Origin of the sequence: Methylocaldum sp. (assembly GCF_035627495.1) — a bacterium.
Taxonomy (GTDB): domain Bacteria; phylum Pseudomonadota; class Gammaproteobacteria; order Methylococcales; family Methylococcaceae; genus Methylocaldum.
The window spans coordinates 71263-95658 of record NZ_DASPLO010000210.1; the positions used below are offsets into that span (position 1 = coordinate 71263).

The 24396-nt window shown below is 54.0% G+C and carries 24 protein-coding genes; 16 read left to right on the top strand and 8 right to left on the bottom strand.

From position 1 onward, the window contains the following. Window positions 1–23 precede the first annotated feature (23 nt). The 7 genes from fliJ to waaA all read left to right on the top strand — a co-directional run bounded on the left by fliJ (window position 24) and on the right by waaA (window position 5743). Window positions 24–485: a flagellar export protein FliJ gene (gene fliJ, locus VEB01_RS20655; protein ID WP_324878805.1), complete on the top strand. Its 462-nt coding sequence runs from the start codon at window positions 24–26 to the stop codon at window positions 483–485. Window positions 486–690: 205 nt separating this feature from the next. After that, window positions 691–1995, top strand: coding sequence for a flagellar hook-length control protein FliK (locus VEB01_RS20660; protein ID WP_324878807.1), 1305 nt, complete (start codon window positions 691–693; stop codon window positions 1993–1995). A gap of 263 nt (window positions 1996–2258) precedes the next feature. Then, window positions 2259–2669, top strand: a complete 411-nt coding sequence (rpsF, locus tag VEB01_RS20665; protein WP_324878809.1) for a 30S ribosomal protein S6 — start codon at window positions 2259–2261, stop codon at window positions 2667–2669. A 71-nt stretch (window positions 2670–2740) separates the two neighbouring features. After that, window positions 2741–2968 carry a 30S ribosomal protein S18 gene (gene rpsR, locus VEB01_RS20670; protein WP_324878811.1) on the top strand — a complete coding sequence of 76 codons (228 nt, stop codon included), beginning with the start codon at window positions 2741–2743 and terminating at the stop codon, window positions 2966–2968. A gap of 34 nt (window positions 2969–3002) precedes the next feature. Then, entirely contained in the window at window positions 3003–3908 is a 906-nt protein-coding gene (locus tag VEB01_RS20675; RefSeq protein ID WP_324878813.1) for a YybS family protein, read from the top strand. Between the two features lie 57 nt (window positions 3909–3965). Further along, entirely contained in the window at window positions 3966–4412 is a 447-nt protein-coding gene (rplI, locus tag VEB01_RS20680; RefSeq protein WP_324878815.1) for a 50S ribosomal protein L9, read from the top strand. Window positions 4413–4444: 32 nt separating this feature from the next. Continuing rightward, entirely contained in the window at window positions 4445–5743 is a 1299-nt protein-coding gene (gene waaA, locus VEB01_RS20685; RefSeq protein ID WP_324878816.1) for a lipid IV(A) 3-deoxy-D-manno-octulosonic acid transferase, read from the top strand. A 1-nt stretch (window position 5744) separates the two neighbouring features. Here waaA and VEB01_RS20690 read toward each other — a convergent pair whose 3' ends face one another. Next, entirely contained in the window at window positions 5745–8483 is a 2739-nt protein-coding gene (locus tag VEB01_RS20690) for a bifunctional diguanylate cyclase/phosphodiesterase (RefSeq protein WP_324878818.1), read from the bottom strand. Between the two features lie 363 nt (window positions 8484–8846). Between VEB01_RS20690 and VEB01_RS20695 the strand changes: the two genes are divergently transcribed. The 3 genes from VEB01_RS20695 to VEB01_RS20705 all read left to right on the top strand — a co-directional run bounded on the left by VEB01_RS20695 (window position 8847) and on the right by VEB01_RS20705 (window position 12192). After that, on the top strand, window positions 8847–10313 hold the full coding sequence (locus tag VEB01_RS20695; RefSeq protein ID WP_324878820.1) for a mannose-1-phosphate guanylyltransferase/mannose-6-phosphate isomerase: 1467 nt from the start codon (window positions 8847–8849) through the stop codon (window positions 10311–10313). 27 nt (window positions 10314–10340) lie between these two features. Then, window positions 10341–11432, top strand: a complete 1092-nt coding sequence (ychF, locus tag VEB01_RS20700; RefSeq protein WP_324878822.1) for a redox-regulated ATPase YchF — start codon at window positions 10341–10343, stop codon at window positions 11430–11432. Between the two features lie 313 nt (window positions 11433–11745). Beyond that, a complete protein-coding gene (locus VEB01_RS20705) occupies window positions 11746–12192 on the top strand; it encodes a hypothetical protein (RefSeq protein WP_324878824.1) in 447 nt (148 codons plus the stop codon). 238 nt (window positions 12193–12430) lie between these two features. Here the strand turns inward: VEB01_RS20705 and VEB01_RS20710 are convergent, their stop codons facing one another. The 3 genes from VEB01_RS20710 to VEB01_RS20720 form a co-directional block, all read right to left on the bottom strand. After that, the gene (locus tag VEB01_RS20710) at window positions 12431–13162 is read right to left on the bottom strand and encodes a S1 family peptidase (protein WP_324878826.1); all 732 of its coding nucleotides are present in this window, start codon (window positions 13160–13162) and stop codon (window positions 12431–12433) included. A gap of 512 nt (window positions 13163–13674) precedes the next feature. Then, window positions 13675–13851, bottom strand: a complete 177-nt coding sequence (locus tag VEB01_RS20715; RefSeq protein WP_324878827.1) for a hypothetical protein — start codon at window positions 13849–13851, stop codon at window positions 13675–13677. Next, window positions 13835–14329: a kinetochore Spc7 family protein gene (locus VEB01_RS20720; RefSeq protein ID WP_324878829.1), complete on the bottom strand. Its 495-nt coding sequence runs from the start codon at window positions 14327–14329 to the stop codon at window positions 13835–13837. Before VEB01_RS20720 ends, VEB01_RS20715 begins: the two co-directional genes overlap by 17 nt. A gap of 533 nt (window positions 14330–14862) precedes the next feature. On the opposite strand from VEB01_RS20720, the gene VEB01_RS20725 reads away from it, so the two are divergent. The 4 genes from VEB01_RS20725 (at window position 14863) to VEB01_RS20740 (ending at window position 18682) form a co-directional block, all read left to right on the top strand. Further along, window positions 14863–16164 carry a lytic transglycosylase domain-containing protein gene (locus VEB01_RS20725; protein WP_324878830.1) on the top strand — a complete coding sequence of 434 codons (1302 nt, stop codon included), beginning with the start codon at window positions 14863–14865 and terminating at the stop codon, window positions 16162–16164. 456 nt (window positions 16165–16620) lie between these two features. Next, the gene (locus tag VEB01_RS20730; RefSeq protein ID WP_324878832.1) at window positions 16621–17862 is read left to right on the top strand and encodes a DEAD/DEAH box helicase; all 1242 of its coding nucleotides are present in this window, start codon (window positions 16621–16623) and stop codon (window positions 17860–17862) included. A gap of 44 nt (window positions 17863–17906) precedes the next feature. Then, a complete protein-coding gene (locus tag VEB01_RS20735; protein ID WP_324878833.1) occupies window positions 17907–18176 on the top strand; it encodes an RNA recognition motif domain-containing protein in 270 nt (89 codons plus the stop codon). 185 nt (window positions 18177–18361) lie between these two features. After that, window positions 18362–18682: an RNA recognition motif domain-containing protein gene (locus VEB01_RS20740; RefSeq protein ID WP_324878835.1), complete on the top strand. Its 321-nt coding sequence runs from the start codon at window positions 18362–18364 to the stop codon at window positions 18680–18682. Window positions 18683–18869: 187 nt separating this feature from the next. Here the strand turns inward: VEB01_RS20740 and VEB01_RS20745 are convergent, their stop codons facing one another. After that, a complete protein-coding gene (locus VEB01_RS20745) occupies window positions 18870–19865 on the bottom strand; it encodes a serine/threonine protein kinase (protein WP_324878837.1) in 996 nt (331 codons plus the stop codon). A gap of 119 nt (window positions 19866–19984) precedes the next feature. On the opposite strand from VEB01_RS20745, the gene VEB01_RS20750 reads away from it, so the two are divergent. After that, window positions 19985–20647, top strand: coding sequence for a YceH family protein (locus VEB01_RS20750; protein WP_324878838.1), 663 nt, complete (start codon window positions 19985–19987; stop codon window positions 20645–20647). 27 nt (window positions 20648–20674) lie between these two features. On the opposite strand, the gene arfB is transcribed toward VEB01_RS20750, so the two are convergent. From arfB to VEB01_RS20765, 3 genes are read right to left on the bottom strand one after another with little or no spacing between them, the layout of a single operon-like run. Beyond that, entirely contained in the window at window positions 20675–21088 is a 414-nt protein-coding gene (arfB, locus tag VEB01_RS20755; RefSeq protein WP_324878840.1) for an alternative ribosome rescue aminoacyl-tRNA hydrolase ArfB, read from the bottom strand. A 35-nt stretch (window positions 21089–21123) separates the two neighbouring features. Further along, window positions 21124–21330 (bottom strand): SlyX family protein, encoded by a 207-nt coding sequence (locus VEB01_RS20760; RefSeq protein WP_324878842.1) that lies wholly within the window; start codon window positions 21328–21330, stop codon window positions 21124–21126. Between the two features lie 40 nt (window positions 21331–21370). Beyond that, the gene (locus VEB01_RS20765; protein WP_324878844.1) at window positions 21371–21745 is read right to left on the bottom strand and encodes a YajD family HNH nuclease; all 375 of its coding nucleotides are present in this window, start codon (window positions 21743–21745) and stop codon (window positions 21371–21373) included. A 51-nt stretch (window positions 21746–21796) separates the two neighbouring features. Between VEB01_RS20765 and VEB01_RS20770 the strand changes: the two genes are divergently transcribed. Continuing rightward, window positions 21797–24322, top strand: a complete 2526-nt coding sequence (locus VEB01_RS20770; protein ID WP_324878845.1) for an intermembrane phospholipid transport YdbH family protein — start codon at window positions 21797–21799, stop codon at window positions 24320–24322. Window positions 24323–24396 lie beyond the last annotated feature (74 nt).

The window sequence follows — 24396 nt, forward strand, 5'->3', positions numbered from 1 at the left end:
AAATAAGCCAATAGGACTAATGTATGAAACGATCAAAGCGCTTGAATCCGGTTTTAGAGCTCGCCGAATCCCGCGAAAAGCAAACCGCTCAAGTGCTAGGAGACAGCCGGCGAAAGTTGGAGTCTACGCAGCGGAATCTCGACAGTCTCAAGACTTTTAGAGATAACTATTCATCGCAGTTTCAGAGATCCGGAAATGAAGGCCTCGGGACGCGTCAATTGGTCGAATACCGGGCGTTTCTGGCGAAGATCAATACCGCTATTGCCGATCAGGAAAAGGCTGTTACGACGGCGCAGGCAGAGCTTCAAAGTCGCCAAGCGGAATGGGAAGCGGCGCGCAATCACAGTCTGGGCATCAAAAAAGTTTTTGAGAATACGCTTACGGAAGAAAAGCGCATGGAGGAAAAGAAGCAGCAAGCGGAGCAGGATGAAAGATCGGGCCGTCGCTCCAGCGGCGGTAACAGTATCCTGACCGTATTCGTATGAGTACCCTTTGCCTTTTTGGCGCTCCATTTGCTAAGAATGGTCATGCGATTTCGGAATTCACGCCATGAGCATCAATAACTCAATCACAGCCGTACCGGCCATGCCGGCTTCCATTCTCGAATTAGCGCAGCTCGCCCGTAGCGCAGCACCGAGCGAAGCGAATCCAGCCGCTTTTCTCGCAGCGCTGGTGAGGCAGTTTGAAGCGATGAAGGGCGACGCTCCGACCTATACTGTCGGAGAGGGGGCCATAGCCGCCCCGGCGGAAAAAGACGAGTCACGCACGGATCCGCTTCAGGAGCTTCTTCAGTATCTATCCAATCTCGAACGTTTTTCAGCTCAGCAGGTCCTTGGAGATTCAGGAGATCCAGCAATTGGCGGCAGCGGGTTGCCGGGAGACGGCAATCAGTTGCCCGAGACAGCGTCCCGAGAAGACGATTCGAGGTCCGAAAAGCTTTCGACAGAGCCGTTGCTGGCGACGCTTGCCGCCTATTTAGTTCCGCTAGCATCGGAACAGTCCGAGTCTCCGGATCTGGGTGACGGGGAAGCGTTGATCTCGCAAACATCCGCAGAAAACACATCGGCGTTTACTCCCCCCGTAGAGCTAGAGAAGAGGATGGAGATGTTGGGCGATGAAATTTCCGAGGGGGACGATTTCACCGTCTCGAGCCAAGAGCTTCTGGCAAGCCATTTATCCAGTGATGTGCTGGATACGCACGGCAGCGCCGGTGTGACGCACAGAGAGCAGATTGCATCTCTGTCTAAAAGGGAAGGGAGCAGTTCGCTACCGGCAGAAGGCAGCTCATCCGGGGCAGTAGCGTCAGGCGCGGAAGATTCGGACATATTGCTATCGCAATTGCTTGCTGCGGAGACGGATGACAACGAATCGATCAAAAGCGGTGCGGTCGAAGGACTTGTTCCTCAGTTCGACAAAAAATCATCGGCATTGAATGGCGCAGCCGCTGAGGGAAGCCAGCCCCCGATAGATGCGGATTTTTCCATGGGGGCGATGCCTGCCATATCGCAGATTTCTACGGTTGTTGCCAGCGATTCGGTGCCGGCGCTCGATAAGCCTTTGAATCAACCCGGATGGCAGGACGGACTGGGGGAGCGTATCATATGGATGGCCGATAAAACCCTGCAGACGGCCGAAATCAAGCTCAATCCTGCACACTTGGGTCCTTTGGAAATCCGCATCCAAATGGATCAGGACCAGGCGACAATCCATTTCTCGACCCATCACGCTTCAGTTCGGGAGGCCATTGAGGCAGCGACTCCCAAGCTGCGAGAAATGCTTGGCGCTCAACAGATTACCCTAGCCGACATCAATGTGACGGTCCCCTCCGGCCTGTCGGATGAAAGGGGCTCGTCGTTCGATTTCCATCAGCAGCAGTCGCGTTTTGGCGATCGGAGCCAGCCTTTTTCGGAACAGGTTTCGGAGAAAAACGAAAGCGCGCTGACGGAATCGGGACGACCCATGACGGCTAACGGATTACTCAATTTGTATGCATGAGTCGGGTGATGTCTTGTGTCGCCGTACTACAGCACGATACTGCAATATCGGAGATATCCTGGCCTAATTCCCATCGGCTCGCAGCATTTTTAGAGCAGATTCACGGCTATCGCTCAGTTTTATATTGAATTTACAGGAACTCGTTAACTTGTAACGTAACTGGTAACGCATTAAAATCCCCGTTCTGGTTGGTGGCTCATGAGGCTGCCTCTCCTTGCTTTACCGCAATGTGCGGAAGGCTGTTTAATCCATAAGGAGCAAATATGCGACATTATGAAATCGTTTTTATGGTCCACCCGGACCAAAGTGCGCAAGTTCCGGCCATGGTGGATCGTTACCGCGCCATAATCGAATCCGGCACTGGGAAAATCCATCGCCTGGAGGATTGGGGCCGCCGACAATTGGCCTATCCCATCAACAAAGTTCATAAAGCACACTACGTGTTGATGAACATCGAATGCGACCAGCAGATCCTTGACGAACTGGAAAGCGGGTTCCGGTTTAATGACGCCGTATTGCGCAGCATGACGATTCGTCGCCAAGAAGCGATAACCGAGCCCTCTCTCATGGCGAAATCCGGCCAATCCGAACCGGAAGTAGAACGCGCCGAAGAATCTTCTGGGAGTGCGGATGAAGAAGGTGGCGACGAAGCGGAAGCTCCATCGGAAACCTGAAGCGGAAAGCCGGCTTCATCCCTATGGTTCCAATTCGCACACGACAATCTTAGTTAAGAAATAGGTCTTTTATGGTTCGCCAATTTAAGCGCAAGAAATATTGCAGATTTACCGCCGAGGGCATTAAAGAGGTCGATTACAAGGATCTCGATATGCTCAGGGAATATATCTCTGAGACGGGCAAAATCGTTCCGAGTCGTATTACCGGCACGAAGGGAAAATACCAAAGACAGCTTGCCACTGCGATCAAGCGGGCTCGTTTTTTGGCGCTGTTGCCGTATACCGACGCCCACAAATAAGTAGCCTGAGCGCCAGCAGGGGCGCGGGCTGATTATGCGCGCGTTGGCCGTTTTCATCATGAGAGGACGAACGCAGGCCGTATTCGCGGTCTGCATTTTAACTCTCATGTCGTGGCTCATTCCGTTTCTTAGTCTGCTAGCTTCGGCATCCGTAGGACTCTCAACACTGCGAAAAGGTGCCTACGAAGGTGGAGTGGTAGTAGCGGGATCCGTTGTGACGGTTGGTGTCTTAGGCGGGTTCCTCGTCGGCAGCATGACTAACGCGGTCGGCTACGGACTTCTTCTCTGGCTTCCCATGTGGCTCACAGCGGTGGTCCTCCGCGAATCAGGTCGGCTGTCAACCGCCCTGGGGTTTGCCTCAGTCATGGGCATTCTCATGGTGGCCGGGGCCTACTTACTTTACTCCGACCCTTCTTCCATTTGGATCGAGGGCTTAGAGCGGGTTGTCGGGCCGCTGGTAGATCGCGCTCCTTCGGATTTCAAGGCAGATCAGCTCTGGAACAGCTTATCGGTGGTCGCGCGTTATATGACCGGGGTTGTTTCGGCTAGCTTGGTGATTAGCCTGATACTGAGCTTATTGATTGCACGCTGGTGGCAAGCCGCTCTATTTAATCCCGGCGGGTTCCGTCCTGAATTTTTGGGAATTCGTATTCATGCGGCATTTCCCTATTTCGGGATGCTGGTGCTGATAGTCGCTGTAGCTGCGAGCAAGGATTTGGCGGAAGTCGCTTGGAATCTGAGTTTTCCGCTTTTCGCGTTATTCCTGTTGGTTGGCTTTTCGGTGCTTCATGCATTGGTTTTCCAGAACAAGGGGCGGAAGCTCTGGCTGGTCGGAATTTATGTAACGCTGTTATTCGTTCCTTATGTGATCGTGCCGATTGCGTTAGTCGGGTTAAGTGACATCTGGTTTGATTGGCGAGAGCGGCTATCGCCAAGTTGAGCTGGATTGTATGTTGTAATTATTAGAAGAACGCTAAAACTATCGAGGCATTCGACGATGGAAATTATTCTTTTAGAAAAGGTTGCGGGTCTCGGGAATCTCGGCGACAAAGTCACCGTTAGATCCGGTTATGGCCGGAATTATTTGATTCCTCAAGGTAAAGCGGCCGCGGCTACCGCTGAAAAATTGGCCGAATTTGAAAAGAGACGTGCCGAACTTGAGAAGAAAGCTGCGCAAGATTTGGCTTCGGCTCAGGCTCGGGCCGAGGCCATCGGTAAACTTGCCGTAAAGATTGTTCAGAAGGCGGGCGAAGAAGGGCGGTTATATGGGTCTGTCGGTACCAAAGACATCGCCGAAGCCGTGACTGCCGCCGGCGTTAGCGTTCAAAAACACGAGGTTCGCTTACCGTCGGGTCCGATCCGTCAAGCTGGCGATTACGAGATCGTTGTACAATTGCACGGCGATATCGTGGCCAATGTGTCTCTCTCTATTGTCCCGGAATAAAGGCTAAGCCGAGTCCACATGCACGCAAAGCCATGTGGACCGGCGCCCCCGCCAGCCCAGTGAGGCTAATCTACTCAGCTCTCTTCTATTTCCTCACGCCAATCATTCTAGGGCGTCTCTTTTGGCGAGGACGCAAACTACCGGGTTACTCGCAACGCTGGCTGGAGAGACTCGCCATATATGATTCGGAGTCGGAACCCGGCGTGATTTGGTTTCACGCGGTTTCTGTAGGGGAGGCGGAAGCAGCGTTTCCTCTTATTCGTGCCATCAAAAACCGTTTTCCCACGCAGACGATACTCGTCACGGCAACGACGCCCACTGGTTCCGCACGAATCAAGGAAGTTCTGGGTGACACAGCACGGCATGTTTATTTGCCTTACGACCTACCCGATTGCGTAGACCGGTTTATCAGACATTACAATCCGGTACTTGCAATAGTGTTGGAGACGGAAATCTGGCCAAACCTCTACCACGCCTGTGGAGAACGAGGCATACCACTCGCCATAGTAAATGGCCGTCTCTCGGAGAGATCGGCACGGGGCTATCTCAGGCTTCGCTCCTTGACTCAGGGCAGCCTTTCTTGCGTCCGATTGATTGCCGCTCAGACGTCAGAAGATGCGAGACGGTACATAGCGATAGGCGCCAATCCGAACTCCGTTGTCGTAGCCGGCAATATCAAATTCGACATAGAACTACCGGTCGAAGCGCTAGAGCGCGCCGGCGCTTTGCGTAGCGCACTTTTCGGCAGACGTCCGATTTTCATTGCGGGTAGTACCCATCCCGGTGAAGAGAGCCAGATTCTAACTGCTTTCAGCGCGCTTCAAAGACAGTTCCCGGAGCTGCTGTTGCTACTGGCGCCACGGCATCCCCATCGCATCGGTGATGTCATCGCAGAATGCAAGAAAATGGGCTTGACGACTCGGCTCAGAAGCGAAAATAAACCAGCTGAAGAATCAGTCGATGTCTTCTTGCTCGATACCCTGGGTGAATTGCGGTGTTTTTATGCCGCTTCGGACGTTGCTTTTGTCGGTGGCAGCCTGGTGCCGATTGGAGGTCACAATATGCTGGAACCGGCAGTTGCCGGGCTGCCAGTCTTGTTCGGGCCGCACATCTTTAACTTTGCTGAGATTGGCTGCAAGCTCAAAGAGAGCGGCGGCGGAATCGAAGTGAAGAATACCGAGGAGTTAGCTCTCTGGGCGGGGCGGCTGCTAAGTAACGAATCGCTTCGTAGCGAGATAGGCAGGAACGGGAAACGTTTCGTCTCATCGAATCAGGGTGCGGTGCAGCGGGCAGTTGAACTGCTCAGCTCATTGCGCACGGGCGATAGCTGATTCAACCGCCTTCTAACGGCGCCGGGCGGCCAATAAAATAGCCCTGCGCCATATCCACTCCTAATTCACCGAGAGCAATAAGAGTAGCCTCGTCTTCAACGCCCTCGGCGACTACCTCGATATCATTTCCATGGGAAAGAGTTGTGATAGCCGAGACGAAAGCTCTATCTTGGGGATTATTAATTAAGTTAGTTACATAACTTTTGTCGATCTTGACGAACTTCACGGGCAGGTGTCTTAAATAGGAGAACGATGCGAAACCTGCGCCGAAATCGTCGATAGCGAAACGAAAGCCTAGAACCGCCAGCTCTTCCATGATTTCCTTTGCAGTTCCAAAATCGGCAATCGCTGCAGTTTCAGTGATCTCGAAGATCAATTGCTCCGGTTTAATTGAATTGCTCTTTAAGGCGGCTTTTAGAGGGGTAGTCCAGTCCCGGTTGGTCAAGGCGGAGCCGGAAAGATTCACGTGAATAGCTCCTGCCGGCGCCCGCTCAGCGAATTCCGTTAGTAAACGTATATTTTCTTCAACGGCATAGCGGTCGATTTCATGAATAAGACCCGTTAATTGAGCGAATTCGAGAAACTCTCCCGGCGGAGCCAGTGAACCGTCTGGGCGTTTTAGACGGATCAAAGACTCGAAAAAACGGATTTTGCGCCCGTCGATGACGGCAATGGGCTGATAATGAAACACAAGCCGGCGCGCTGCGAGTGCCTCCTGAATGGCCTGTTTCCACAACGTGCGTTCGCTGATACGTTGTTTGGACTGGTCGTCATAAGAAAATAAATGGACCCGACCACGACCGCGATCTTTCGCCTGGTACATGGCAAGATCGGCATTCGCCATCACTTCATCCATAACGGTTCCGTGCTCGGGAATCATGGCAATACCGATACTCGCCGAAACACGGAAGATTTTTTGATGAATTTTAAGAGGCTGCTCGGTGAGCCGCTGATTAAGCAGATTGGCGAATGCCATTGCACCTTCAGCGGTTTGATTCGGCATTAGAATGGCGAATTCGTCGCCGCCCAACCTCGCGGCGACATCGGTTTTGCGCACACGGTTTTTCAATTCCTGCGCTATTTTGCGGAGTAGCGCATCGCCGGCAAGATGACCGCTGGTGTCATTGATGTCCTTAAAGTGATCCAGATCAAACAGCAGTATGGCGGCTCGCGCGCTGTTTCTATCCACTTCCCCAAATTGCCGCTCCAATTCCTGCTGAAAGCGATGGCGATTATATAACCCGGTCAAAGGATCGTGGTTCGCAAGCCAAATCATGCGGTTTTCCGCTTCGACTCTCTCCGTGACATCGAGCCCAACGGACAGAATCGCTATACCTTCCGCGTTATTTTCATGAAGACGGGTATGTACCCAAACCACGAAACGGCGGGTCCCGTCCTTACATAATAATTCCGCCTCGTGTTGCAGGCGTTTGCGTTGCCCTTTCCACAGCCCAAGCAACACTTGCTCCAGATCGTCGTCAGCTTTGCTTTCCAAAATTATGGAAAGAAAATCCTTGCCGCTAAGATCGTTTTGGCTATAACCGGTAATCTGTATGACAAATTCATTAGCCGTGAGGATTCGTCCTTGATTTGTTTGAGTCAGAATAATGACCTGAGCAGTGTCCAAGAGTCCTTGAACGAAATCGCGCTCGGCGGCGAGCTCAGTGGTTTTATGCGTTATAGCCTGTGCTTGCTCCTCGAGCTGGCGCGACAACGTCACGGCGGTTGCACTAAGAATAGTGATTTCGTCGTTAAGCCCGGACGACCGATGGGCAAGCCGCTGTCGAGCTTCCATATAAGCGCCTTGGGCCAGCATCGGTAGAGTGTCGGCCAACCGGCGAAGTTGGCGAAGCGGCAGACGCATTAGCAGAAGCAACAGCAGTTCGGCGACCAAGAGGCTTAGGCCACTTAACAAAATGCCGTCACGGGTAGCTCTCCGAATGTGACTCACCTGAGCGGTCACGTCGGTTATCATCAATACCAGTCCTTCCGCCTGAAGTAGATTTTTCAGCGGCATTACGTCGATCGCATAATACCGGCCTTTCCAAGCATGGATGTCTTCACTAGCCATGACTGCGGTAGGAGAATGCTTCGATAGATGCTGTAAAAATGGCGACAAGAGCTCCAAATGAGTGAGGGCGGCGATCCGCATCGACCATTTGGGGACGGAGTATGCATCCTTTTCGGCGCTGTTCTCGATCAAGATCCCCAGGTCCGAACCTGTCAATGAGCGATGTTCGACAACGAGCTGCGCGATGGATTGCGTGAGGCTGACCACGCCAACCAACCGTCCCCGGGATAAAACAGGCTGGTACGTGCTGAGAGTGCATTGCTGTTCGCATGACAACAACGATAAGGGCTTTTCCTCCTTGAATACCTGCAAAATCGTAGTCTGCTCTTCCGGTCGCAGGAGTTGAGACGGCGGGGCAGCGCCCCAGTGCCAGAATCGCTGTGCGTCCGGCTTAAACAACTCAAGACGTTCTATGTCCAAGTCGTACTGAAAATCATCGAAAACGTTTGCGGCTTGTTGCAGGCCTGCCGGATTCTCTCCGGTCAAGGCTGAAGCAAAACCGCCGACCGATGCTAGCAAAGAGCCAATTTGCTGTAAGCGCGATGTTGAGCGGTCTAGCAAGTCTTGCACTTGCCGGCTTAGCAATTTTCTATCGAGCTGGCGCTGCTCCTGAAACTGGTACTCCAGATAGAAGTAATTCAAAACGGCAAAGGAACTGCCAATTCCCACGATCATAATGCTAAGAAAGAGAAAACCTTTCCAAAAAAGGCTGAGGAAGGGTGATCGAGTTTCCGAGGTGATTCGATTCACCCCGGATGACAGAGGGGTTCGATGCGATTTCGGCTTAGCCGTAAAACCGATTTTCGATCCGCTGAAAATTCTTCTGAGTGCCAAGATTTTGAACTGAATTAGGAGGTGGGCTTATTTGTTCTGAGAACCCGCTTGAGTATAACCCATGTGCCGATAACCGTTGGCTACTGCGCCCTACGGCAAATAGCAAGTGCACGCTACACGAGCAGCCGGGATGGCTAGGACTAAGCTGCCTCGGCTATACTCTCACACCTCTTAGGCGACTCCTTGTAGGGAAAACTCATGAAAATATCTGTTCAGGCAGTGGTGTTGTCCGGAGGGGCCGGTACGCGATTATGGCCCTTCTCGCGGGAGGCTTACCCGAAACAATTTCTCTCGCTTACCGGAGATAAGAGTCTCTTTCAAGAAACAGTGTATAGAATCGTCAGCACGGACGTGCAGAGCAGCCCTTTAGAGTTGCTGTCGCCGTTGGTAGTCTGCAACGAAATGCATCGTTTTCTCGTAGCGGAGCAGCTTAGACAAATGGGCCTGGACGGGAGCGCTATTCTCCTGGAACCGATCGGGAAAAATACCGCACCGGCAGTAACCCTTGCGGCTTTGCGCGCCGTAGAAGATAAGCATGATCCCGTCTTAGTGATTTTGCCGTCGGATCATCACGTTGAGAATATATCTGAATTTCAGACGCGAATGTCGAAAGCGGTGGAATTGGCCGCGAAAGGCGACATAGTGACCTTTGGCATAGTGGCCCAGAAGCCGGAAACGGGCTTCGGTTACATTCGACGTGGACCGGAAACTGGCGATGGAGTATTCGTTCTCGATGGCTTCACGGAAAAACCCGATGTGGAAACGGCCGCCCATTATTTGGCCTCCGGCCATTATTTCTGGAACAGTGGGATCTTCGTCATAAGAGCCGGAACTTGGCTGGAACAAATTGGCCGATACCGGCCTGCCATCCTCGATGCCTGCAAAGCGGCGCTGTCGGCCAGCAAGAACGACGGTGATTTCATACGCGTCGACAGGGAAGCGTTTGCGCAATGCCCCAGCGATTCGATCGATTACGCGGTTATGGAAAATCTGACCGCGGAGACGGATGGGGGACCCCGGGCTACCGTGTTGTCGCTAGACGTGGGTTGGTCCGATTTGGGTTCATGGCCGGCGCTAAGCGAAGTTAAGCCGCGGGATGATCACGGCAACGTCACGATCGGCGATGTGTTTCTCAAGGACACCAGGAATTCGTTGCTGTACTCGCAAAGCCGCTTTCTAGCCGCCGTTGGCATGCAAGACGTGGTGGTGATCGAAACCACGGATGCCGTTCTAGTGGCTCACAAGGATAAAGCTCAGGACGTCAAAGCGATTACCGAGCACCTCAAGAAAGCCGCCCGATCGGAGCACATGTTTCATGCGAAAGTTCATCGCCCATGGGGGGATTATGAGTCGATCGATAACGGCTCACGTTACCAGGTCAAGCGCCTCACGATTAAGCCGGGTGCGACACTCTCGCTGCAGATGCATCACCATCGTGCCGAGCATTGGATCGTCGTCAAAGGTACGGCGCGGGTAACTCGCGGCGAAGATACCTTTCTTCTCACAGAAAACGAATCCACCTATATCCCGCTTGGTATCAAGCATCGTCTTGAAAACCCGGGCACGATCCCTTTGGAAATTATTGAAGTACAATCAGGAAGTTATCTCGGCGAGGACGATATTGTTCGGTTCGAAGACCGATATCATCGCCTCGAATCCCAATAACCTACACACCTTTAAGATTATTTACGTATGACGCTTCACTGCGGAATCGTGGGTTTGCCCAACGTTGGCAAATCCACCTTGTTTAATGCACTGACTAAAGCGGCCATTGCGGCCGAAAATTACCCTTTCTGCACCATTGATCCGAATGTCGGAGTAGTTCCCGTACCGGATACCCGTTTACAGGCACTGGCGGAGATTGTTAAGCCGGAACGTGTCGTACCGACGACGATCGAATTTGTCGACATTGCGGGCCTAGTAGCCGGTGCTTCGAAAGGGGAGGGGCTGGGAAATCAGTTTCTCGCGCATATCCGTGAAACCGATGCAATTGCCCATGTCGTCCGCTGCTTTGAAGACGAAGACGTCGTGCACGTAGCGGGAAAGATCGATCCGATATCGGACATTGAAATAATCAATACCGAACTCACGTTGGCTGATCTGGCTACGGCCGATAAGGCTTTGCAGCGTGTAGCGAAATCGGCAAAGTCCGGAAGCAAGGACGATTTAGCAAAGAAGCAATTGATTGAACAATTGCTTGAGCATCTCAATTCCGGGCAACCGGCACGATCCCTACCGATGGATGGCGAAACCAAAGCGCTCGTCAGGGATTTGCATCTTCTGACCATGAAGCCAACCATGTACATCGCTAACGTACGTGAGGATGGATTCAGCAATAATCCTTTCTTAGACCAGGTGCTTGCCTTGGCAGAAAGGGAACGTGCAGTAGTCGTGCCGGTTTGTGCAGCCTTCGAAGCTGAAATTGCACAACTGGAAGATGAGGAAAAGGAAGACTTTTTAATGGAAATGGGGTTAAAGGAACCGGGCCTGAATCGTGTCATTAGAGCCGGTTATCAACTGCTAAACCTAGCCACTTATTTTACGGCTGGAGTTAAGGAAGTGCGGGCCTGGACCATCCCGATCGGAGCGACTGCTCCTCAAGCTGCGGGTGTTATTCATACGGATTTCGAACGTGGTTTCATTCGCGCCGAGGTTATCGCGTACGATGATTTTATCGCGCATCGAGGCGAGCAAGGCGCCAAAGATGCCGGAAAATGGCGTCTCGAGGGAAAAGAATACGTTATGCATGATGGTGATGTGGTTCATTTCCGCTTTAACGTCTGACCTCGGGCTTAATAACTGTCCTTAAATCATTCAAGCGCGACAGCACTGCCGATCAATTCGAAAGCGGTTCTCGGAATGTGGGCCGCTTTCGTCTCCACATCGATTGGAACCGAACTCGTTATCTAATCGAGGCCTTTGATGATATGTGAAGAGTGTCACGACCAAAGCCGGCGCAACAGAGCTTTCGATCTACAGTTACGATTTAACATAATATACATTATGCGCAGTTGCATATCGGTAATCCGTCACTTACAGCGGCTGTGCCGCTGGCTACGTTCATCCGTCCTTTCAACAAGAACAATGTGGGGACAGCATGAACGAGTTTTATTGTCTACGGGCTAAGGCCGGATTCCAATGTCCAAAGAAAACAGCGGCTTTCCTGGGGGTTTCGGTTCGGACCGTGAAGAACTGGGAGCGCCTGGGCGCTCCGGTGCACGTCGTCAAGCTGTTCCGGTTGCTGGCGCAGGACTTAGGCTGGATCGGTAAGGACTGGGAAGGCTTTTCAATTGTCGAGGATCGCATCATCGGCCCAGGACGGGCCTTTATCACGCCCGGAATGATCCGGGCGTTTCCGTATCTGGAAAGCGAACTGGAACGGCGCAGAGCCGTCGATTTGAACCGCTGGACCCGCCGGAGACAATGGCTGAACTGGCTCAATGAAGGCCGCTGTCTTGCCTTGCGCGCATTGGGACACAAACGGCACTGGTTTTTCCCTCTGGTTCTACGCTTCGCTTCAAACCAGCGCGCTCGCCAGGGCTGAACGCCCTGAGGCCGCTGGGCCAAACGGCACCCGTTTCGTGGGGGCGAGCCCCTACGAAACCCCACCTTGCAACGTCCGGCTGATGTTAGCCAGCACACGCAAAAACGTGCGCCTGAGAAAGGACGCCGCAAGCGGCCAAAACGCCGAAAAGTGCAACCCATTGCACTAAGTCCGGGTTATTACTACTGACCCGGACTCTACACCCACAGCAAACCGGTCGGTCCGCTGAACCGAATGTCTAGGGCTCACCGTTCCTTCTTTCAATTAGCTCCATCAAAGTCATTCCGCCGAATATAGGTGATACCTGATCGCGCAATTTGCACAGCGGATAAGCCAACCCATAATGAGTCAGGCGCGTTACTTTGGTGATTTGAATCTGCTCTTTGTTATTAGACAAAAGCTCTATTTCTTCAATGTAATCTTCGACTTCCTCACTTCTGACAGACCCGTTTGCAAATGCGACAACTTTATCTCCGACAAATACAGGGCTACCACTCATCCCCGCCGGTATCGCGAAATTAAGCTCTAAGTGAGAGCCTACAAAAGTCACGTGACCTTTAAGAACACGCATCTCTTTGCCGCCCCGCGAAACTTCGTGACTAGGTACCCCAACCAGAAATACATCCGTACCTGCAAAAACCGGCTCGTCACTCACTTCGAGAAACTTAGTTGGCTGAAAGGCAATTCGCACCAGTGCCAAGTCGCACACAGGAAACGACGCGTAATAAATAACAGGGCAAACCCTCTGCTTTCCACCATCAAACACTACTGCTACCACACGTTTTCCAGAAGGCAGATCTTGTGGCTTTGGCAAAACGTGATTAGCCGTGAGGGCGTCACCCCGCTTGCTTACAAAGAAGGCAGTTCCCAGGAATGATCGAGAATCCATTAACACCTCCTCCCCAACCGAATCGACGAGGAATAGCGGAATGATGTATTCGCGGGAGTCGCTAAGTTCGAGAGTAGGCATCAATGAGCCCTAATGTAAAATCAACTCAAAAGCAGAAGTCGAATCCGGCACCGAACAATATCCCCACTCTTAAGCCTGGTCAAACTAACCATCTAAGGAAGAAATCCCCCGGTTATCACCCCCGACGTGACCCACCGGCCCCCGCATCCAAAACCTGAAAAGTCCCACCCATGGGACAAAGTGCCCGTGTTACAAGCACGGGCACTTGACTAAAACACTCGGGAATTCCAGGAAGGCGGACAAATTCACGCGGCAGCGTGACCGAGAAGTCAGCCAAAAGCGGTCTTGAGTAAGAGGGTCCGTTCAGGGGTTTGAAGACTCATTCGGCGGAACTCCCCCCGCTGTCATGAGCCGAACAGCCTGGGCTCCCGGTGATGGCACTTCGCTGTCAGTCAGCCGATTACGGGCCGGCGATCGGGGGGGGATTCCGGAGCCAGGGAGCGATCAGTCACGGAGATCCAGCGACGGCGCTTGATCCGTTCGATGCGCTCGATGAGGCGATCCAGGTTCGCTTAATGACGGTAGACATCTTCTTGGGTGCTCAGATTGTCGGAGCGTGACTTAACCACGGAGCTTTCCAACCGGGTCATCCGTGCGTTCAACTCGCTGAGCTTCGTTTCGATGCGATCCTGGCCGGCGCGCAAGCCGCGCAGATGCTCCAAGATTAGGTTTTCAACGTTGCCGGTCATCCGGTTTCCTCTTTTTCATAACGTTACGCTTTTCTATTCTGGCCTTTAAGACTTGGCTCTTGACCTCGTTTAATTCCTTTTCCAGCTCCTCAATGTAATTAACCCGCATAGATTCAAGACTCAATGCTTCATTGCGCTCATGTTGAACCTGGGCCAACTGCTCCCGCAGCTGCGCAACCATATTACCGAGGGTCTTGTTCTCGTCCATTACCGTTCGCAACAGGATCTCTAATTGGTCCAGGCTATTAGGATCCACAGCATTAATCGTAACGCTAGCTCGCGTTACGTTTTTACCTTGCGAACGCAACTCCGGAACCAGATCCGAAACAGAAGGCAGACCCACCTGCCCCGCCTTCTTCCGCTGCCGATACGCTTTCATACGCTCCGCCGCGCTTTTGGCTTGGCCCGTAACAGGACGACCCCGACGACGTTGGACCGGGAAGAGTTCGACGGTTTGGCTGTCGGCTTGATCTTTCATTGTCGTAACCCGTTACGCTAATTGAGGCTGTAATTTATCGTAACGTGTTACGATAAATAAGGCAAGCCTTTTTCGTAACGCGTTACGATTATTTGTCGGGCCGATATTCGGCTGATGACCCAAGATCTTGGCTGGATCGCAGCGGCACTCGGCACTTTTCGCCAATTTGAACACCATCGCCAGAATGCCCTCTCTCCGGCTCTTTCGAGACACACAGTGACTCGAATACCTCAAAGTTCAGTGACTCAAGCTACAATGATCTTATCCGCGTATCCGTATTTCGAACTCCGGCCAAAGGTCTTTTGAATTCACGGCAAACGCGTCAGCAAAAAAACAGATATTGAGCCAGCTTGGGGGGCTCATCGATGGCTAACAGACTGATTCAAAGTTTTCTGATGGTTCTGCCCGTTCTCCTGGTAGCCGGCGGATGTTCCAGTCATCCCCCTAATCACAAAGGACAGCGAATTTACCAAGGGAGCTCTCATAAGAACAGTGAGACGCCGGCCCCGCGCAAAGCGGAGTCCGTCCCTACCGTGACGCCATCTATCGAGACGTCGTCAACGCCTCGCACAACATCCGCCGCCTCGATTACTCCGGGTGTCTTCCCGAAACCCACGGCCATCGAGACACAGGTCGCCTTCTGGCGCAATGTCTATGGCGTTTGGAGCCGATCTCAAGTGGCCCTTCACGACAATCGGTTTCTGGATGTTATCTATGAGGTGATTCAGCTCCCCGGCGATATCACCGAGGGCTATACCCCAAGCCAAAAGGAACTGGTGCGCGAGCGGACGGCGTATTGGCAATCCCGGTTGCGCGACCTGGAGCAGAAAGTTGCGGCAGGAATGCCTTTGGCTCCTAACGACCAAAGACTGGTCTCGAAGATTAGTCCGCGCGGCAATCTTAAAACGGCACTTCAGGGTGCGAGTGACAGGCTTCGCGGACAACGCGGCCTTCGGGAGCGCTTCAAGAGGGGTTTGGAAATAAGCGGTCGTTACGACCACCGTTTCAGAGACATCTTTCGCCAAGCGGGTCTTCCCGAGGATTTGGCGTACTTGCCGCATGTGGAATCGTCATTCCAGACGCAGGCGCGCTCATCGGCCGGCGCGGTGGGAATATGGCAGTTTACGCGCGCGGCCGCGGAGCGATTCATGAGCGTGAACATGATAATCGACGAGCGACTGGACCCGATCGCCTCGGCCCACGGAGCCGCCCGTTATCTAAGTCATGCCTACAGCAAACTGGGCAGTTGGCCCCTGGCGGTCACCTCTTACAATCATGGCGTTTCGGGGATGCTGCGGGCAAAGCAATATTTTGGCAACGACTTCATGCGGATCGTCTACGACTACGACCATCCGCAATTCGGTTTCGCCTCTCGGAATTTTTACGCCGAATTTCTGGCAGCCCGGGAAGTCGCCCGCCAGCCCGAGCGTTTCTTCCCGGAGGGTCTTCGATATGAAAAGCCTCTCGATTGGGATCGTGTCATCCTGACGCAGAACGCCCTCGTTTCGACATTATCTCGTCAATACGACACCGATAAATCTCAGCTTATCGCCCTGAACGCGGCGTGGACTGAACCGGCGAAATCGGAAAGAGCGGCCCTACCCGCCGGTACGGCGGTCTGGCTACCTTCTGGCACGCTCCGACAGATCGCTTATCGATCGCAGCAAAATCGCCTGGTAGCGCGGGAGCGTGAAGATGGGAAGGCTTCGCCTAACGTTAAAGTAAATTACCCCGGTAACCGGAAAACCCCCAGCACCGGCACACCGATCTATTCTTCATCAAGATCCAAGAACTCCAATTACAAGCTGGTAAAAACCCGGACCTTCGCGCGGTGATCGGGGTGAATCCGCATGGGTTTGCCAGTGAATGGGCTAACGGATGGAACTGGGCGACGGCCGCCAAATTCCTATAAGGCATCATAAAACACGCGATCTTAATCTTGCTCGGGCTGTCGGATCGCAGTCTCTGTAGCACATTGAGTGACTTTGATTTCCTGACTCACGTATCGCCGGTCAGATACCTGATGAAAGCGCCTTCCGTAAAATCCGACTAGCTTATCTCGAAAAATTACGGTAATCTGCATGCAGTTTGTCGCGACGAAGACCGGTCTTCGCCACGAGGATACGGAATTCCCCTTTCAGTCAATGCTTTACGGCACCTGCTAGTCCCCGCCTCCTCCTGCAAACCGCACGCGGTATGTCCTTCGGGTCCGCCCTGTGGTCACAGCAACCCCATGCTCACGCTCAACCGGTGCCGTGCTCGTTGCGGCAGGCAAGAGCCAGGAATATTACATGGCTTTTAGTTCTCTCGGCCTATCCAAGGCCCTCCTGCGCGCTGTTGCTGACCTAGGCTACGCGTCCCCTACACCTATCCAATCGCAGGCCATCCCCGCCGTACTAGACGGCCGTGATTTGTTGGCCGCAGCCCAGACCGGAACCGGCAAGACTGCCGCTTTTACCCTTCCTTTGCTGCAGCACTTGCTGGACGGCACCGAGAATCATGATCGATTGGAGCCGGGACGCCCCCCGCGGGCACTGGTGCTTGTTCCGACACGAGAACTCGCGGTACAAGTTGGCGAGAATGTTCGCGCCTATGGGCGGCACACGCCAATGCGAGCGGCAACCGTTTTCGGCGGTGTCGGCATGCAACCTCAAATCGTCGCGCTGCGGCAAGGCGTCGACATTCTGATCGCAACCCCCGGACGACTCCTCGACCTTGTCGGAAAGCGCCGAGTGAATCTGGCCAAAATCGGATTTCTAGTGCTGGACGAAGCCGACCGAATGCTCGACATGGGCTTCATTCCTGACCTTAGACGCATTCTCGGATTGTTGCCCAAAGCGCGGCAAAGCCTAATGTTTTCGGCTACCTTCTCGAAGGAGATCTATGGTCTCGCGACCGGCTTCCTGAATAATCCGATGGACATCGAAGTCGCGCCGCGCAATGCGCCGGCCGAAAGCGTAAGTCAAAGTGTCTATCACGTTTCCCAGCAAAGTAAGCAAGCTTTGCTCGCGCGCCTGCTGCGCAGTGAACCTTGGGGTCAAACTCTGGTGTTTACCCGTACCAAACATGGCGCCAATCGCCTGGCAGAACAGCTCGACCGGGACGGTTTTCAAGTCGCCGTAATCCACGGCAACAAGAGCCAAGCAGAGCGAACCCACGCACTCGCCGCTTTTAAACAGGATCGGGTACAGGTGCTGGTCGCCACCGACATTGCCGCTCGGGGCATAGACATCCAGGAACTGCCACATGTCGTAAATTTCGAATTGCCCAATGTCCCTGCGGATTACGTGCATCGCATCGGCCGCACCGGGCGTGCCGGCTCGACCGGCGAGGCGGTGTCACTGGTCTCTCGGGAGGAAGCGCCCCAGCTCCGCGACATCGAGCGATTACTTGGCCGAAAACTTCCAGCTCTTCCCTCACCCGAAGGCTATATGCCGCAAACGGTCGGAAATCCTAGCTCACAGAAGGCTCGGCTGGTGTGGCAATCAACCCCGAGGCGTGGATCAACCACCCCGCGCCGCCGGATCATTTGAACCATCGCGCCGCCTATCTCGGCTGCGCCCACAGGAGACCATCCATGCTGAGAATCTATGCCGGAAATCTGCCAGCCGATACCACCGAACGCGAGTTCACCGAACTTTTCGCGGAACACGGCCGGGTACGTTCGATCGATTTGGCGCGCGACATTTTTTCCGGCCGCTGCCGCGGCTTCGGCTTCGTCGAGATGGAGGGCCACGAGGCGCGGGCCGCCATCAGCGCGTTGAACGGATATTCTCTGCGGGGCAACAGTCTGCGGGTCAACGAGGAACGTCCCCGCGGACGAGACAAGGGTGGTCGGCGGCGTTAAAACCAAGGACTTATGGAGCGAAACCGATGCTGAGTGCAGAACGTTACGCATTTCATAAGGCCATTTACCTACAGAATCCTTTTCAAAAAAGGTGTTTATTAATAGGTTCGTCGGGCCCGTGAACATGGGTTCGATCTGCATTTATTAAGTTTTTTGTTTTTTGTATCCCTATCGAGGAATTTTTGATGAGTACGAAATTATATGTCGGCAACTTGAGCTACAACATTGACAACAGCGAACTGGAGCAACTGTTCGCCCCGCATGGGACGGTACAGTCCGCGAATGTGATCATGGATCGCGACACCGGCCGCTCCAAAGGTTTCGGCTTCGTAGAAATGGGTACGGATCAACAGGCTCGAACTGCGATTAGCGCCCTTCACGGCAAGGAAGTCGGTGGACGGAGCCTGACCGTGAACGAGGCCCGTCCCCGCGAAGAGAGAACCGGCGGCGGCTTCGGTGGCGGCGGTAAACGTAGTGGCGGGTTCGGTGGTGGGTCCCGGTATTAATATTCGCTAAACCGGCGCCAAAGCCCTGCCTCGGCGCTGGATAAGTGGAATCTTCCCGGCCTCGCAATCGCGCATCGTTCCTAGTGGTAGGATAGGCCGGGATAACTTGCAGCTTAAGTCATTATTTCCGGAAAGCGCCGACGACACCGCGGCATTGTTACCTGTTTTTCTGTTTGGCCGATCGAGTTTACGCCGGCCAAAGCGGCGGTTCGTCCATCAATGCAATCTGTTCGCGAAGCTCAAGGATGCGGTCGTGCCAATAACGTGGCGTATTGAACCAGGGAAAGGCGATTGGAAAAGCGGGGTCGTCCCAGCGTCTGGCGATCCACGCAGCATAATGAATCAATCGCAAGGTGCGCAGCGCCTCGATCAAATGTAGCTCGCGGGTGTCGAATTCGAAAAAGCTTTGATAACCGGCGAGCAGATGGCTCAATTGCTGCGTCATCTCTAAGCGATCCCCCGACAGCAGCATCCACAAATCCTGGATCGCGGGACCCATGCGACTGTCGTCGAAATCGACGAAGTGGGGACCGTCGTCCGTCCACAGCATGTTTCCGGGGTAGCAATCCCCGTGCAAACGCAGAGCACGCACCGGACCGGCGCGTTCGAAACAGCGCTTCACAGCGTCGAGGGCTTGCGTCACCGCACCCCGATAAGCCTCTATGATGTCCGTCGGAATCAGCTCGTGCGACAGTAAATAATCCCGCGGCTCTTCGCCGAAGCTCGCAATGTCCAGGGCGGGACGTTCACGATACGGCTTGAGTGCGCCGACCGCATGAATACGGCCGATAAGTCGCCCCATTCGCTCTAGTGTGGCGTGATCATTGAATTCCGGAGCATGGCCGCCTTGCGTCGGAAACACGGCGAAGCGAAAGCCGCCGAACTCATGCAGCGTAGAGCCCCCTGCGCCCGGCAGTGCGGGCACGACCGGCAATTCGGATTCCGCAAGCTCCCGCACAAAGGCGTGTTCTTCGAGAATGGCGCCATTGCTCCACCGTTCGGGCCGGTAGAATTTCGCCACGACGGGAGGTCCGTCTTCCATGCCGATCCGGTAAACGCGGTTCTCGTAGCTGTGGAGCGCCAGCAGACTGCCGTCGCCGTGGAATCCCGCGCTGTCCAGCGCATTCATCACGCAATCGGGTGTCAGGGACGAAAATGGATGGGCGTCTATGAGAGTGTTCATGGACTCCATTCTACAGGTTGCGGCAGTCGTCTTTCTTAAAAATGCGATGCGAAACGAGATTTTTGGTTACTTCTAAAATATCACTGTTCTCCATTTCGAGCTCAATGTAACAAGCCCTCATGAAAATAAAGCTTACGCCTCACGAAGCCCGCGTCATCGGTTGCCTAATCGAGAAGGAAATCACCACTCCCGAGCAATATCCCCTCTCGCTCAACGCGCTGACCAATGCCTGCAACCAGAAAAGCAATCGCGATCCGGTGTTCGACCTCGATGAAGCCACTGTGCAACATACGGTCGACGGACTCGTGAAAAAATATCTCGTCAGTGCCAGCAGCGGATTCGGCAGCCGGGTCACCAAGTACCAGCACCGGTTCTGCAATTCCGAATTTGGCGATTTGAAGCTTTCACAGCAAGAACTAGCCATTATGTGCGAGCTGCTGCTTCGCGGGCCGCAAACGCCGGGGGAGCTGCGCACCCGCGCCGAACGCCTGTGCAAGTTCGCCGACGTGCAGGAGGTTGAGACCGCACTAACCAAGCTAATGGACCGGGAAGAGCCGCTTGCCGTGAGACTGTCCCGTGAGCCGGGAAAACGCGAATCGCGGTTTATGCATCTGTTTTTTGACAGCCAGCCGCCGGCAATCGACGGGAATAAAGAGAGGGAGATTGAGCTTTCGGTTTCCGACCGTGAACGGCTCGACCGTTTGGAACGCCTGGTCGGTGAATTGGCTGCCGAAGTGAATCGGCTCCAGGTGAAATTGGACGAACTTGCGCCCCAGTCGTAGGTGGGCGTTCCCTATCCTACTATCTCTCTAATCAACGGGCTTGCTTCTCAAGGCTTTGAGTTGCCCGTGTTTGCTTTTGCTATCCAACCGCCTTTTCTGAGAACCTTTAGTCGGCCGGGTCGATTTTCGCGTCTTGCGCGTGATCGCTGCGCTTTTTATCAACGAGGCCAATCGCTCCAGCGCATCCTCCCGATTCTGTTCCTGGCTCCTAAACTGCTGGGCCTTGATGATTACAAAACCCTCGCCCGAAATGCGCTGATCATTCAGCGTTAGCAGTTTTTCCTTATAGACCTCGGGTAAGGACGACGCCTTGATATCGAAGCGCAAATGAATGGCAGTGGAAACCTTGTTAACGTTCTGCCCGCCCGCTCCCTGGGCGCGCACGGCGTTCATCTCCACTTCAGAGAGAGGGAGGTACACCTGATTTGAGATTCTTAACACGGAGTCACGCGAGCCCTATACCTATTACATGCCATTCAATAATGGGGCGGCTTCTCATCCACGACTTTGACTGCGTCGGCAGCGAACGACAATTGCTTGATACGATCAACGAGAAGCCTGCAAGTCGCCTCCAATTGATCGATCTGTCTTTGCTGTTCGCAGACCACGTTATTCAATGCCTGAATCGTGTCTTCCTGATAGGCGAGTTTGGTTTCCAAATCAACCAGGCGTTTTTCGATCATGCTCCGACTTTCACGATGGAAAAAAACGGATTAGGCCTTATCATTCTTGCTTTTTCAATAGGGCGCCGAGGTCGGCGAATGGCTTGAAGGTGGTATTCGCATCCTGACGCCCTCCTCCGCTCGATTGCCCTGCATTCAGGTAGCGAGAATGCTCGTTATCGTGGCAATAAAGACAAAGCAGTTCCCAATTGCTGCCGTCCGGCGGATTATTGTCGTGATTGTGATCTCTATGGTGGACCGTGAGCTCGCTGAGATTTTCCAACGAAAATTCACGGGCGCAGCGCCCGCAAACCCAGGGGTATAGCTTTAACGCCTGCTCCCGATAGCCGCGTTCCCGCTCTTCCCGGTTACGCCGGGCCTCGGCAACGACTTGATCGAGCTTCTTATTATCGGATCCGGTTTTCGAGACGGGCATGGTTCTTCCTCACGATGGTTCATAGCCAAGTTTGATCTAAAAATATGCGCCATGTTCGCTACAAAAGAAACCCGCTCCGTGCGGCAAAATCGACGTCTGTTCTTGCTGCTGACCGGTGTCGTGACGCTCATCGCGATTTATTTGGCGCTCCCTCTAATCATCGCGGAATATCTTCAATATCGGCTTACCCTGGCCGGGTTTACTCAAGTCGATGTGAGTTCCGGGCGTCCATCATGGAATGAACTTCGCCTCGACGCCATTCAACTGAGCCGCCGCTCCGGAAACCGAATTTTCACCGCCGGGGCAAAGGATGTGACTATTTGCTATCGGCCTTTGGAACTGCTGTCAGGGCATTTCGCCAGTATTCAGATTCCGAAGACGGTGATCGAGAGCGGCTTCATCGAGAACGAAATGCCGGCTCAGAGTGACGCCGTTGAAAACTTTAGGCCTATAGCTTTGAGCGCTTTCGCGCCAGGACAATGGCTATCCCGATTGCCGACCGACGAACTGTCTCTCGACGATTTGAATCTGCATCTCCGGATTCCAAACGGTGGGCAATACACGCTACACGCGGCGGGTCACATCCGGGATGGCCAGGGAATATTGACCGGAGAAATTCGCCCGACGGAAGGGCAACTCTTCACATTCTCGGCGCGTGCCGCCGTGAACGGTGAATTCAGTCTGGATGTCCGGGCATCGGGAACTCCCGCGCCGCCAATTCTTCATATCGCCACCCATGCAGGCGAGATTAAGGACCGCCACTTGAACGTTGACGGCTTGGCTCAGGCCAGCTTGGACGGCATCGAGCTGTTACTGCGTCCTTGGTTCGGGTCTGGCGAGAAACCACCGCTGCTGCACGGAAGCCTGGAAAGCCGCTGGCAAGGCACCGTTCCGGCCGCAAACGGTACATGGGAAGGCGTGAAGATCAGCAGTGATCACAGCCTCAAGATCAAGGCCGAGCAGTTGGGCGATGCATTCCGAAGTGCCGAGGCCCGCATCGACGCTACCGCCCGGCTCGAAGGAAATCAAATCCGTTGGCAGCTTGGAAACGAGTCGACCTTGGTGGCTCGACTCAGCGTTCGAGCAAATACTCAGGCGGAGCCACAGGTCGCGATGACTTTCCCGAAAGGGCTGGCCGGCCAAGTTGAACTGGCGCCGGAGAGAATGATGCTTAGCCTTACCGCCGGGCTTCCCGTACATCTCGCCCCTGTTGACTGGAAGGGATTTTCATCGTCCGTGATCCATATCGAACTCGCCGATGCCGCGAAGCTCCGCTACGACCTGAAACCCGGCCGATGGGCATGGGAGCCTTTCGCGCTCTCGACTAAGCCAATATCCCTAGATTCGCCCGATGGCGCGATTCAGACTGATGCGATCACCTTCGAGATCGATGAGCTCAGCGGAGGAGATACCGAATGGCAAGGCAAAGGCGAGCTGCGCGTTGCGAATCTCAAGCCGAAGATTCAGGGTAAGCCCTTACCCACCGGCGACGTGCTGATCAAATTCCAGGGGGATTCGAAGCGGCTCGATGTGGAGAGCACGATGACGGTTTCCCAAGGCAAATTGGTCTTGAACGGGCAGGCTCGGCACGAGTTTGCTAGCGGCAAGGGGGCAGCACAGTTCGAACTAGCTCCGGTCGTTTTCGGCGAATCCGGTTTCAAGCTGAGTCAATTGCTGGAATCCTGGCCTTATCCTGTCGACCTGCATGCGGGCAGGATCAATGCAGTCGGCGGCAGCTCTTGGAGCCGGTCGGCATCGCACGGCGCCCCCGAAGCGCTGCGGCTTGAAAACGAGGTCACCGTAAACGTCGAGGGTCTCGCCGGCCGCTTCAAAACCATCCGCTTCGATCAGCTCGACGCCCACCTCGCTTTGTCGGATCAAGGCGGTTTACGGACTATCGATCCCGTTCGGCTGAAGGTCGCGCAACTCGATTTGGGTATTCCGATCACCGAACTGAACGCGGAAGCCGCCGTAACGCATCATCCCCAAAGCGGCGGTCCGATAATCGACGTGCGACAGTTTGGCGCCAATCTCCTCGGCGGCACGGTCCATAGCAGCCCCTTTTTATGGGATACCGCCCATCCGAGTCATCCGGTTGTCCTTGTGCTGCAAGGTTTGTCGCTGAGTCAGATCATCGCACTCGAAAGACAGCAAGGCGTGGAAGGTTCCGGCCTCCTCGACGGACGGTTGCCGTTGGAAATAACCAAGACTCATGTCGCACTCCGCGGAGGCGAGCTTCATGCGCGTCCGCCCGGAGGTTGGATTCGCTATCGACCCACGGAAGAAGTCAGGGCGATGGCCAAAGGCAATCTAAGCCTGGAGTTCGTATATCAAGCCCTAAGCAACCTGCAATACAAAACGCTGAAGGTTAATGCCGATAGCACCCCCAAGGGCGATATGACCCTGCGGGTCGAATTGAGGGGCCATAACCCGGATTGGCAGTCCGGACGACCCATACATCTTAATCTGAATCTCCGCGAAAACATTTTGATGCTCCTGCGCAGCTTGAGAGTCGCCGACGAATTGACCGATCGCATGAATCGCCAGATCCAAGAGCATTACCGGAAAAAACATTAGACCGCATCGCTGCGGCGGGTGGATATCAGGAAAACTCGATGCTATCCTCAGCCGCTCTTTTCGACCTCGATACA